11 protein-coding genes are annotated in these 12,577 nt (G+C 56.9%); 3 read left to right on the top strand and 8 right to left on the bottom strand.

Going from position 1 to position 12,577, the window contains the following annotated elements; all coding sequences use genetic code 11:
- Window positions 1–80: 80 nt before the first annotated feature.
- From AAF465_13050 to AAF465_13015, 8 genes are all read right to left on the bottom strand, one after another.
- A complete protein-coding gene (locus AAF465_13050; GenBank protein ID MEM7083651.1) occupies window positions 81–716 on the bottom strand; it encodes a protease modulator HflK in 636 nt (211 codons plus the stop codon).
- Between the two features lie 5 nt (window positions 717–721).
- A complete protein-coding gene (gene hflX / locus AAF465_13045) occupies window positions 722–2,038 on the bottom strand; it encodes a ribosome rescue GTPase HflX (GenBank protein MEM7083650.1) in 1,317 nt (438 codons plus the stop codon).
- A gap of 35 nt (window positions 2,039–2,073) precedes the next feature.
- Complete coding sequence (gene hfq / locus AAF465_13040) at window positions 2,074–2,325, bottom strand: RNA chaperone Hfq (GenBank protein MEM7083649.1); 252 nt, start codon at window positions 2,323–2,325, stop codon at window positions 2,074–2,076.
- A gap of 893 nt (window positions 2,326–3,218) precedes the next feature.
- A complete protein-coding gene (gene miaA, locus AAF465_13035) occupies window positions 3,219–4,148 on the bottom strand; it encodes a tRNA (adenosine(37)-N6)-dimethylallyltransferase MiaA (protein MEM7083648.1) in 930 nt (309 codons plus the stop codon).
- A 5-nt stretch (window positions 4,149–4,153) separates the two neighbouring features.
- On the bottom strand, window positions 4,154–5,959 hold the full coding sequence (gene mutL, locus AAF465_13030; GenBank protein ID MEM7083647.1) for a DNA mismatch repair endonuclease MutL: 1,806 nt from the start codon (window positions 5,957–5,959) through the stop codon (window positions 4,154–4,156).
- A gap of 104 nt (window positions 5,960–6,063) precedes the next feature.
- A complete protein-coding gene (locus AAF465_13025) occupies window positions 6,064–7,380 on the bottom strand; it encodes an N-acetylmuramoyl-L-alanine amidase (GenBank protein ID MEM7083646.1) in 1,317 nt (438 codons plus the stop codon).
- 102 nt (window positions 7,381–7,482) lie between these two features.
- Window positions 7,483–8,082, bottom strand: a complete 600-nt coding sequence (gene tsaE, locus AAF465_13020; protein ID MEM7083645.1) for a tRNA (adenosine(37)-N6)-threonylcarbamoyltransferase complex ATPase subunit type 1 TsaE — start codon at window positions 8,080–8,082, stop codon at window positions 7,483–7,485.
- Window positions 8,070–9,566 carry an NAD(P)H-hydrate dehydratase gene (locus AAF465_13015; protein ID MEM7083644.1) on the bottom strand — a complete coding sequence of 499 codons (1,497 nt, stop codon included), beginning with the start codon at window positions 9,564–9,566 and terminating at the stop codon, window positions 8,070–8,072. The genes tsaE and AAF465_13015 overlap by 13 nt, the downstream gene beginning before the upstream one ends.
- A gap of 24 nt (window positions 9,567–9,590) precedes the next feature.
- Here AAF465_13015 and queG point away from each other — a divergent pair, with 24 nt between their 5' ends.
- The 3 genes from queG to AAF465_13000 are packed head-to-tail and all read left to right on the top strand — an operon-like array spanning window position 9,591 to window position 12,564.
- The gene (gene queG / locus AAF465_13010; protein MEM7083643.1) at window positions 9,591–10,733 is read left to right on the top strand and encodes a tRNA epoxyqueuosine(34) reductase QueG; all 1,143 of its coding nucleotides are present in this window, start codon (window positions 9,591–9,593) and stop codon (window positions 10,731–10,733) included.
- Complete coding sequence (locus AAF465_13005; GenBank protein ID MEM7083642.1) at window positions 10,730–11,590, top strand: PPK2 family polyphosphate kinase; 861 nt, start codon at window positions 10,730–10,732, stop codon at window positions 11,588–11,590. Before queG ends, AAF465_13005 begins: the two co-directional genes overlap by 4 nt.
- Window positions 11,590–12,564, top strand: a complete 975-nt coding sequence (locus tag AAF465_13000; protein ID MEM7083641.1) for a GGDEF domain-containing protein — start codon at window positions 11,590–11,592, stop codon at window positions 12,562–12,564. Before AAF465_13005 ends, AAF465_13000 begins: the two co-directional genes overlap by 1 nt.
- Window positions 12,565–12,577 lie beyond the last annotated feature (13 nt).

The following is a 12,577-nucleotide window of genomic DNA, read 5'->3' as shown; positions in this document are numbered from 1 at the left end:
TACAGGAGGAGGTGGAGCAACTTAAGACAAGTGTCGAAGAGGATTTGGCAGAAAGAAACCGGCAGCAACAGGAAGAGCAATCAACTAATCCTCCTGCCATACCGGTCTAAGTTGCCTTGAAGCAGGTCTTTGGTTTCCGACGCGACCTGGTCTCGCTTGTCGCGCTGGATATCCTCAAGTTTGTATTTACCCACGACCGCACGAATGGCGGCGTCCGTCACGTACTGTAGTGTTTCATCCGGCGCTCGAACATTGAAGACATAGTCTTTGGCTGTGGCGTGTCGATATTGCACGTTAAGGCTTACATTAATGATGTTGGCGTCACCGGTTAGCATCTCGTTTTGCGTATCAAACTCTTGAGACAGGTCTACGCGCACAATCGTGACGGTGTCGATCACTGGGACACGCCAATTAAGACCTGGCTGAGCCTCTTTTACAAATTCACCAAACCGCTGTACCACCCCTATGGCGCCAGCATCCACGCGAAATGCCGATGCGGCAGCAATTGCCAACAACAGACCGAACGCGATCAGTGCTTTGACAACACCTGGGACCGGTGGCACATCGCCGCCGGAGCCACCGCCATTACCGCCAAGCACCGAGCCAAATCGTTTCTGCAACTTTTTGACTACCTCATCGAGCTCAGGAGGGCGCTGATTGTTATTGCCAGGCCGCTTCCAGGGATCGTTATCTTTGCCAGGTTCGTTCCATGCCATAAGGGTTAATGCCTTGTCGTAGTGTGAAGTGTGGCCAACGCGGGTGTCGCCCCGAGTTGGACTGGTAATACTACAGCCTGTTCCCGCTGTATTCGACGAATAGATTGTTCATCGAGATCAAGACTGAGTACTAAATCGCCGTTCTCAAGTGTCTGCTCATCCAGAACGGCTTTCAATTCATAAAGAGCGGCCCGTAGCCGTCCCTCGCTTCCGGCAATCTGCATCCAACCCTGCCGTCGCTTGCCACGCAGCTCATGATCGATGCGGCCCAGCAGGCCATCAATACCATCGCCCCGCTCGGCGGACACCCACACCACGCCCTGCTCTGGGTCTGTCATGGGGACGTCCGTCTCATTTAACAAGTCAATTTTATTGAAAACAATCTGTTGAGGGATATCTTCAGCACCTATATCACGCAGCACGCCGTTTACCTGAGAGATGCGTTCGCGCCGCTCAGGGTCGCTCGCGTCGACCACATGAAGTAGGAGCGTCGCATCGAGCGTCTCCTCGAGGGTAGACCGAAACGCCGCTACTAGCTCATGCGGCAAACTCTCAACAAACCCGACTGTATCCGCGAGAACAAAGGGTGACCCCTGTGCCGGTTCGACGCGCCGCAAAGTGGGATCGAGCGTCGCAAACAACTGATCTGCAACATAAATCCCAGCATCTGTAAGCCGGTTGAACAAGGTCGATTTACCGGCGTTGGTATACCCCACGAGCGACACCACCGGCACGCCCGCCCGCTGCCGGTTGCGCCGATTCTGGGCGCGTCGTTTGCCCACGCGGGCGAGTCGATCATTAAGCGATTTAATCCTCGCCCCGATGAGGCGTCGGTCGGTTTCCAGCTGCGTTTCACCTGGACCGCGCAAGCCAATGCCACCTTTTTGTCGCTCAAGGTGTGTCCACCCTCTAACCAAGCGGGTCGATAAATGCCTCAACTGAGCCAGCTCAACCTGGAGCTTACCCTCATGGCTGCGGGCTCGCTGGGCAAAAATGTCCAGAATGAGCCCGCTTCGATCGAGTACCCGACAGCGAAACCGCCGCTCTAAGTTGCGCTCTTGCGCGGGGGTCAGGCCTTGATTAAACAGCACCAAATCCGCGTTTCCGCGCCGGATCTGCTCAACAATCTCGTCAACCTTACCCGTACCGACGAAATAACGAGGATCGGGCCGCTTCCGTAACGTGTCGACATGGCCCACGCACTCCGCGCCTGCCGCTGTGGCAAGATCTTGAAATTCAGTGATTTCGCGGTCTTCGAGGGGGGCTTCTAGACCCACATTCACTAGAACGGCGCGATTACCGACGCCCGGGCGTTCAAACAATCATTCACCCTCTATCGAAAACCCGCCGAACGACGTCAGTCGCCGCTTTGCGCATCCGCGTCGCCGTCGTCCGAACCCAGACGCACATTCCGCGCCGGAACCACCGTTGAAATGGCGTGTTTGTAGACCATCTGGCTTACGCTATTTTTAAGCAAAACAACAAATTGATCGAACGAGTCGATTTGCCCCTGCAATTTAATGCCGTTCACCAGATAAATAGATACCGGAATTTTTTCGCGTCGAAGCGCGTTCAAAAATGGGTCCTGAAGGGATTGCCCTTTTGCCATGGGATTCTCCTTTGGAGGCTTTCTTATAAGTCGTGTTATTGGAATTTGGTTTTTTAGTCCGCGGTGGTTGCAGCTCATCCATGAACCCCACGCTGGAAGTCTAGCATAGGGCATGCCCCGCAACACCAGTGTTTTTCGCAAAATAACGGACAAATCTGGACACACCACGACGCATTAATCGAATCGGACGAAATGTATTTAATTTCGGCCAAACCACGGCAATTGAACCGCATTTGAATTCATCTTCCGTGTTTTGTTGTTGTTGACCGCCTCGCCAGTCGCGAGCGCTACGTTGTACAGACAACCGCGATACCGATGCGCTCAAGTTCAGGGTATCCACTTAGTCAGATAGCACCGCACCTTAAAACTTGACCGCACTCAGAGACCTTCGGTCTAGTCTCCGCAGATCACGTAGCGTATTCCCGGTGCTCGCGAGATGACTATCCATTGCTAAGCGCTTGGCACTTCGATGTGACTGTCCGGCGGGCGACCTCAGCGTATTGGTGACAAGAGTGTGTGACTGTCCAAGCTGTTCGACCCGGGCTGGTCATCGCGTGTTCGACACCGAGTGACTGTCCAATGTGAATCCGTCCACTGTGAATCCAACATGAGTCCAACGTGGTGTCATCTGACCTCACGACAGGCGGGCATGCCTATCCGAGACGAACGGCGTGCCTGTCCAGGTCGAACCGGCCCGACCGTCTGAGTCGAACGGTGTGCCTGTCCACGTCGAACTGTCCGCGTCGAACGGTCCGTGTCGAACCGGCAGAGGCGTCTGTCCGCATCGCACGGCCTGAGTCGAACGTGTAAGGGGGATTTTCTGGCGAGGTTCATGGCGCCGTGGCGGGCGGTATCACGGTATCGTATTCTTGGATTAACCGACTCGGTCTCGCTTAACCCACGGCGGCTTGGATAACTTCCGCCACGGTCTGCGCAGCGCTAGGACTCAGCGGATCGACCGTAGTAAGGTCGCGCGAGCTGCGCAACCAAGTAAGCTGGCGCTTGGCCAATTGACGCGTCGCGGTCTTACCGCGCGTTATCGCGTCTGCCAAACCGATGTCACCCTCCAAGTAGGCCCACAGCTGTCGGTAACCCACGCAACGGATCGATGGCAGATCGGCGTGAAGATCGCCTCGGGCGTGGAGAGACGCCACCTCATCCACAAACCCCAACTCGATCATCTGATCAAAGCGCTGATGAATCCGCTCGTGCAGGGTCGATCGTTCACCGACTGACAGCGCAAATTTGAGCACGGGATACGGCAGTGGGTGAGTCGTTTCATTGTGTATTGCACTGATCGGGCGACCGCTCACCCTAAACACCTCCAGCGCTCGCTGAATGCGCTGTGCATCATTAGGGTGGATCCGGGCTGCGGCCTCTGGATCAAGGCGCTCGAGTTCGGCATGCAAGGCTGGCCACCCGACCGTGTCGGCCTGTTGATTGATCTGTGCGCGAGTATCGGCATCGGCCTGCGGCAGCGCATTGAGCCCAGACTCAAACGCCCGAAAATACATCATCGTGCCACCCGTGAGCAGCGGAACACGCCCTTGGCGATGACTGCGTTCGATGAGCGACTGGGCGGAGGCGCAAAATTCGCCCACCGACCACGATTGCGAAGGATCCAATAGATCAATCAGCGCGTGTGGCGCGCGGGCCAATTCATCCGCTGTGGGCTTAGCGGTCCCGATGTCCATTGTGCGATAGATCATCGCCGAGTCAACGCTGATGATGTCGGCATCCAATCGTTGCACAAGCTCCATCGCGAGCGATGTTTTGCCTGAGGCCGTCGGCCCCATCACAAACACAACCGGTAGGTGACGCATGTCGTTTATCGACCGCGCAAAAACAAACGGTCCAGATCGTGGATGCTCAGCTGCGTCCAGGTAGGCCGGCCGTGATTACATTGATCAGCCCGCTCGGTCTCCTCCATCGTGCGCAACAGGGCGTTCATCTCGTCGATCGTGAGCTTCCTGTTGGCGCGCACAGAACCGTGACAGGCCATCGTCGATAACACGTCATTAATCTCCTGACGCAGCCGACCGCTTGACCCTTCTGCAACCAAATCGGCAAGCACATCGCGCACAAGCGCTTCGGCGTTACTGCCCTCCAACACAAGCGGCACAGCTCGCAGGGTCACCTGTTCCGGGCCGGATCGATCGATGTCAAAGCCGAGCGACTTAAACTCCAGCAATTCGTTTTCGACAAAATCGGCTTCTTGCAAGGACACCGAAACCGACAACGGGAAGAGCAAGGCTTGCGAGGCGACACCACCTTGCTCGTGCTGCTTCTTGAGCCGTTCATACGTAATACGTTCGTGCGCTGCGTGCATGTCGACCACCACTAAGCCTTGTTGGTTCTGGGCTAAAATATAAATCGCGTGTAATTGGGCTAGCGCGACGCCCAGCGGCATATCGTCATCCGCATCCAGCACGGCGGGCGAGCGCCGTTCCCCCGACGCGCGTTCATCGCCAATGGCGTTCGCGATGTCGGCGCTGGTCATCTGCCGATAGAAGTCGCGCGAGTCCGCTACCGAGCCGCCTGGACGCAGCGACAACGCGCCAGTGGTGTAGGCCATACCACTCACATCATGGGTGAGTGCACGCGGATTTGCTTGAACAGGATCAACACCCGACCCGGGACGTGTTTTCGACAGGGCCTGCTCAACGGTTCGAAACACGAATTCGTGCACGGCCCGACTATCGCGAAACCGTACTTCCATTTTGGTTGGGTGCGCATTGACATCCACTTTTGACGGATCGAGCGTTAACGACAACACATACGCCGGATGACGCCCATGAAACAATACGTCCTGATAACCGAGCCGTACTGCATGACTGATCACCTTGTCGCGAATCATGCGGCCATTAAGAAAAAAGTACTGACGATCGGCTTGGCTGCGCGAAAACGTGGGCACAGCGATCCACCCCGAAAGCCGCAGTGTTGACGAGTGATTCTCAATGTGAAAACACTGCTCAACAAACTCGTCACCGATCAGCGTTGCGAGTCGTTTCTCCATCGCCTCGCGCGTAGTGGCCATCGGCAAATTACGCGTCACACGTCCATTATGAGTCAATGTGAATGCCACGGGAAAATTGCTCAGCGCAACGCGAGTAAACACCTGCTCAATGTGTGAGTATTCTGTTTTGACTGTGCGAAGAAACTTGCGGCGTGCTGGTACGTTATAAAACAGATCCTGCACGTCAATCGTGGTGCCCGCAGGGTGTGGCAACGGCGCTGGATCACTGCATTCCCCGTTGCGCACACTGATTTCAAAACCATGATCATAATCAGACGTGCGAGAAGCAATATTCAAACGCGATACCGAGGCGATACTCGGCAAAGCTTCACCGCGAAACCCCAACGACGACACGTTAATCAAATCATCGAGTGTGGCAATTTTACTCGTCGCATGTCGCGCGACCGCCATCGGTAATTCATCCGGAGCGATACCACTACCATCGTCACGCACCTTGAGGCGTTTGATCCCACCCTCGACAACGTCCACACTGACATGCGTGGCACCCGCGTCCAACGCATTTTCCATCAGCTCTTTTAAAACGGACGCGGGCCGCTCGACGACTTCGCCCGCCGCGATTTGGTTAACGAGATGGTCAGGGAGCGCGAGAATTGGCATAGCAGTACCTGAGAAACTGGACCGCAATATACCTATTTAAAGCGCGTAAAAACATCCCCGCCGCCGAGCGCGGCCACGATAACTGTGGAAAATCCGTGGAGCAATCAGGAACTGCCGGGAATACGAATAACCTGGCCTACGCGGATTCGATCACCGCGAATGTTGTTCACTTTGCGAAGTGATCGAAGGCGAACATTGAAGCGATCGGCAATACCGGACAGCGTGTCACCGCGCGCGATGGTGTAGGCAATCTCCTGTGGTCGATCAAGACGCTGCCGCTCGGCGACGAGTGTGCCCGTGGGCGGATTGGCATGAAAATACTTGACAACCCCATCTGTGATCGCGTCCGCCCAAGCCTGCTGAGACTCCGCTTGACGTAAGCGCCGCTCTTCATTCGGATTGGAAATAAAGGCAGTCTCAACAAGAATCGAGGGGATATCCGGGCTCTTCAGAACCAAAAAGCCAGCGTGCTGCACTTTAACTCGACGCACGCGCCCGACTTTGCCAAGTTCTTTCACCACATGATTGCCCGCCTCGATGCTCATATCGAGCGTCGCAGTCTGCGACAAATCGAGCAGCACCGACGCCAGCACATCATCCTTGTCACCCAGTGACACGCCTCCCATCAGATCGGCGGCGTTTTCCCGCTCAGCAAGCCAGCGGGCCGCTTCACTGCTCGCCCCGCGTTCGGACAGTACGTATACCGTCGAGCCGTGTGCGCGGGCATCTTTGAAGGCATCGGCATGAATTGAAACAAATAGGTCGGCCCGTTTTTCACGTGCAATGCGCATGCGATCGCGGTGACGGAGAAACTCGTCTTTGTCGCGGATCAATACCGCTTTAAAACCGGGGTGTTTTGAAATCGCTTTTTGCAACCGCCGCGAGATCGCCAGCACCACATCCTTTTCGCGTGTGCCTTTTTTACCCAGCGCGCCCGGATCGATGCCGCCGTGTCCCGGGTCGATCGCAACGATCACGTCTCGACCATGGGTCGACTGCGCCGCTGTTTTGACCGGCTCACGGGTCGCGCCAGAATAAAGCTCTACGACCAACTCGTGCCGATTGCCCTCTTCGGGCGTGCGCTGAAAGCTGCGCATCTTGACCGATTCAGTTAAATCCAGCACCACGCGAAGAGTCTGCTTGTCGGGCTTACCGGTACGCACCTTTTTGATGAAGCCCGCCGCGGGCGGCACGGTCGGCGCTTCAAGCCGGGTGCGTTCAAGATCCAGTACGACTCGCGCTGGCCTATCCAAGTCGAACAGCGAGTGCTTGACCGGTCCGCTCAATTGCACCACAAGCTGGGTGTGGCTTGGCGACTGCACAATGCGCATGGTTTCGAGCTCGACGGCCGCCGACGCCATCGGCGCCAAAAACAGGCACAACCAGAGCGGGAACACGCGGATTTTTAAGCCATGGAACATTACAGAGTAAGCATACTTGATTCGACTGAAAAATCAAAACATCTATATATTTTTTAATTAGATAGGAACTTTTTCTAATGTGGTCACTCGAGTAGAATGCCGTCAGTTTATCGCGCGCTCAAGCTGAGCCCAAAGCGAGCCTGGCAGCAGCCTGGAGCGAAGGGTGAGCTGACGACCAATGCCGCTGCGCAGCATGTCAGTGTCATCGGACACGGGCGTGCCCGACGACGCGACCGATCGTGTTCCGGTAGGGGCCTCGCCGTGATCGCCATGAGCATCGATGTTCGGGTCGGGAGCCACCTCCAACTCAATTTCCAGGGCCGGTGCTGGCAACGCGTCTCGAACGTGATCCGGCCACTCGACCAGCAGCATCGTGCCCGGCTCGTCCAGGTCGTCGAGACCTAAGTAGTCGAGCTCAACGGCATCCCCCATTCGATAGGCATCCATATGAAACAGCCGAAGATCAGCCACCTCATAGGGCTCGACCAGTGAATACGTGGGACTGGGCATCACGCCCGATACACCCAGCGCCGACAGGAAACCGCGCACCAGCGTGCTCTTTCCCGCACCAAGATTGCCGCGCACGAACACCGTGAGCGCCCGGTCATGCGCCACCTGCACGAGCGTTTCGGCCAGCTGCGCACCCGCACGACGCGTAGCCTGCTCGTCAGCCAACCACGTATTGAGGGTCAGTTCACGCATGATGCAATCCGATCAATGATATCGCTGGCGATCAGCCCCCGTTCGCCATCGACAGCGGCCTTATCGCCGGCGGAAGCGTGCACAAACACCGATGCCGCGGCGACCGCGTGTGCGGTTTGTACTGCTCGGCCTTGTGCCCAGATGCCCGCCATAATACCGGTCAGCACATCGCCACTGCCCGCCGTGGCCATGCCGGGATTGCCAAGACTGCAAAAGGCCGGCAGCGCATCCGGCTCCAATACGATCGACGACGCACCCTTGAGCACGCACACCGACGGAAACCGCTCCACAAGCTGAGAAGCCGCATGAAGTCGATCGGATTGAACCGCGTCGGTGGTGGTACCCAGAAGCGCAGCCGCCTCACCGGGGTGTGGCGTGAGTACACAAGCCGGATGTGAAAACGGACGCGAACGTGTCGCGAGCAGCCTCAATGCATCGGCATCGATCACCAGTCTCGGTGCGCGGGTCAATGCGCTATCGAGCAATGCCTCACCCCACGTGTCGCGACCAAGACCCGGCCCGATTGCCACCACGTCCGCGTGTTCGATTAACGGGTGCACGTCGGCCACATCGGCCACCGCTCGGCACATTATCTCGGGCTGTGCGGCGGTGACATGACGGTTATCCGGATGACACGCAACCGTCACCATACCTGCACCGCTACGCAACGCCGCCAACGCGCTTAACATGACTGCGCCGCCCATGCCGATATGGCCACCGATGATCAGAACACGCCCGAATTCACCTTTATGCGCATCGTGAGATCGGCGAGCCAACACGCGATGAACGGCACGCGCCTCAATGAGGGTGCCTTTGGGCTCCTTCCCATGAAATAGCTCGGCGGGCACGGCAAGGTCATGGCACGACACCTGACCACAAAAGCGCGCACCCTGTCCGGCAAACAGACCCGGTTTGGGCGCGATAAACGTCGCGGTATGCGTTGCGTGAAGTGCCGCCGGTCGAGGTTGGCCCGAGTCACTACAGAGGCCACTCGGCACATCGAGACTCAACACGCGCGGTCGACGGTCGTTAAGCGTTTGAATCAGCTCAAGCCACGAAGCGGTCAGCGGTCGATCTAATCCGGTCCCCAATAATGCATCCACGACCACGTCATCGGTGTGCACGGAATGCGGGTCGAAGGTGGCCAGCGTGCCACCGTTTTTCTCGAAGTCGTGCCATGCTGTTGCCGCATCGCCCGTCAACCGGTCGACGCCACCCCACGCCACCACTTCCAACAGCCAACCGCGTGTGCGCGGGTCGGCCATGGCCAAACGCGCGAAGACGAAACCGTCACCCGCATTATTTCCGACACCGCACAGCACGATCACCCGCCGCACACGGGAAAAGCCTGCAACCAGCACGTCCAGGCTCGCCGCCGCCGCCCGGGTCATCAGCGTATAACCGTCGACGTGCTGCTCGATGGCGCGCCGGTCGATGGCGCGCACATCGGCCGTGGAGAAGATCGAAAGTCGTCGTGAATCCATAGGCTCGCTTATACTCTGCTGATCATGACCGACGCACGCACATCACATGACCTGTCTCAGCTCGCCCAGGACATCAAACACTGGGGCAGAGAGCTGGGCTTTCAGGACGTCGGTATTAGCGCTGTCGATCTTAAAGAAGACGAAGCCTTTTTGAAACGATGGCTCGCAAATCGCTACCACGGCTCGATGGACTATATGGCCGCGCACGGCACCAAACGCAGCCGACCAACTGAGTTGTTACCCGGTACGCTGAGGGTAATTTCTGTGCGCTGTGATTACACTGACGAGCATGCGGTGGACGGCATTAACGCCCTCAAGCGCCCCCATCACGCCTACGTCTCACGCTACGCACTAGGTCGGGACTATCACAAAGTTCTGCGCAAGCGGTTAAAGAAACTGGCTGAGCGGATCAAGGGAATCTGCTTAGAACGCAAGATTGATCCACCGCCCCACTCCGCGCGCGACCTGGCGCCGCTACAGCAACGGGTATTTGTCGACAGCGCACCGGTATTAGAAAAAGCGCTCGCGCGCGACGCGGGCTTGGGTTGGATTGGCAAACACACTAATCTAATCAACGCTAAGGGCGGCTCTTGGTTCTTCCTCGGCGAGCTGTTCACCAATCTTCTGCTGCCGATCGATAAGCCGGCTACCAACCACTGTGGCACCTGCACGACCTGTCTAGATGTGTGTCCCACCCAAGCGATTGTGGCGCCCTATCAAGTCGATGCACGGCGCTGCATATCGTATTTGACCATTGAAAACAAAGCGGCAATCCCGTTGGAGTTTCGCAAAGCCATGGGCAATCGAATCTACGGGTGCGACGACTGCCAGCTATTTTGCCCATGGAACAAATTTGCGCGCTCCGAGACGCCTGGCGACTTCGCGCCTCGACATCAACTCGACAGCGCCACGCTAATTGAGTTGTTTGCGTGGAGTGAAGATGATTTCGACCTCAACACGCGCGGCAGCGCCATCCGTCGCACAGGTTATCGCGGCTGGTTGCGCAATCTCTCGGTGGCGCTTGGCAATGCGCCAACCACACCCGAGACTGTTCGCGCGCTGCAAGCGCGCATTGACTTTCCCGATGAAGTGGTACGTGAGCACATTCATTGGGCGCTGGCACAGCATCAGGGGAATGGGCACAATACCCATGAGGAGAGAGCATGATTGAGCCGATAAAAAACAATTTTCTGGTGCCGTTTGACGGCACGTTTCGTCTCGACGAGCGACCCACACTGGATGACCGATGCGACGCGGACGCCAAAACGAGCTTGCGCAAGAGCATTAAACGCATCAGTAAGCTACAGCGCAAACTACTGGCTCAGGACAAATTCTCGCTACTCCTGGTTTTCCAGGCGATGGATGCAGCCGGTAAAGACAGCACCATCCGCGCGGTCATGACCGGCATTGATCCGACGGGCTGTCAGGTATTTTCCTTTAAAAAGCCTTCCAAGCTCGAGCTGGACCATGACTTTCTGTGGCGCTCGGCCATCAACCTACCGGAACGCGGCCGCATCGGTATTTTTAATCGCAGCTATTACGAAGAAGTGTTGGTGGTTAAGGTGCATCCTGAGATCCTTGGCTACCAAAGACTGCCGCATGTGCCAGAGACGATATGGGAAGACCGGTATGAGTCTATCCGAGATCATGAAAAACACTTGTCACGTAATGGCACCGTGATCCTCAAATTTTGGCTTAATGTGTCGCAAGAAGAGCAGCATCGCCGCTTTCTAAGCCGCATCGACACGCAGGAAAAGAACTGGAAGTTCTCTCACGCAGATCTGGATGAGAGCGCGCATTGGCCGGCATACATGGCGGCCTACGAGCAGGCGCTCAACGCCACCTCGCGACCGTGGGCACCGTGGTACGCCATTCCTGCCGACAACAAAAAATGCATGCGCGCCCGGGTCGCCGAAATATTATTGTCGACACTGGAAACAATGCCGCTCGCCTACCCTACCCTAACTCCGGACGATAAAGCCGGTCTCGATGAGGCGCGAAAACGCCTCCTGATCGACTCGTAATGCCGCCAACAGGTTCGGAGTGGCGCGCCGCCGACGCCCGCGATATTGACCAGGCGCTCACGCATGCGGCGTTGTTTCGTGGCGTTGGACCCGAAGCCATCGGTGTGCATCTTGAACACTGTCAAATACGCACACTCGCCCAAGGCACGCGTGTGATCGATCCGTCATCCTGCGATCGTCATCTGTATATCATCCTCGATGGCGCCGTCGCGGTGCGGCTCGAAGAGACCATCGACACACCGCTTACCGTGTTGGAAAAAGGTCAGTGCATTGGCGAGATGGCAATCATCGAAGACGCCCCACCATCGGCCTACGTCGAGGCACACGAACCGTGTACGTTGTTGGCGATGGATACGGACACCGTGTGGGCGCTGATCGGCGGTTCACATGGCGTTGCCCGCAATTTGCTGGAAATCTTGTCCAGTCGCATCCGTTTTGACAACGATCACATTGTGAGTCGCAGCGACATCATCGAACAATTTAGACGCAATGCCATCACCGACGCGCTGACCGATCTGCACAATCGTTACTGGATGCAGGTCATGTTTACGCGCAAGATTCAGCGCGCGCAGCGCGACGATCGCGCCGTGTGCATGGCGATTCTCGATCTCGATCATTTCAAGCAATTTAACGACACGTTTGGCCATCAAAAAGGGGACGCGTTATTACAAACGGTCGCCGGTGCGATTCGCGATCTCTTTCGCCCCACGGATCTTGTGGCTCGGTTTGGCGGAGACGAATTCGCGGTTTTGCTACCGGACACGAGCTTGAAGAATGCAGAACAGGTTGGTCAGCGCGTGCGCGACGGCATCATGCGACGCATCGATCGCGTACATCCGGCGGGACATGCGGTGACGGTCTCCATCGGCATGAGCGAATTGTTGGCTAAGGACACGCTCGAAACGCTCATTCAACGCGCGGATGAAGCGTTGTACCGCGCAAAAAGACTCGGTCGCAATCGCGTCAGCGTTTAGCGCACGCCAAGTG

Source organism: Pseudomonadota bacterium, from assembly GCA_039028935.1.
Classification (GTDB): domain Bacteria; phylum Pseudomonadota; class Gammaproteobacteria; order Steroidobacterales; family SZUA-146; genus SZUA-146.
This window is presented reverse-complemented; position numbering and strand designations above follow the sequence as displayed.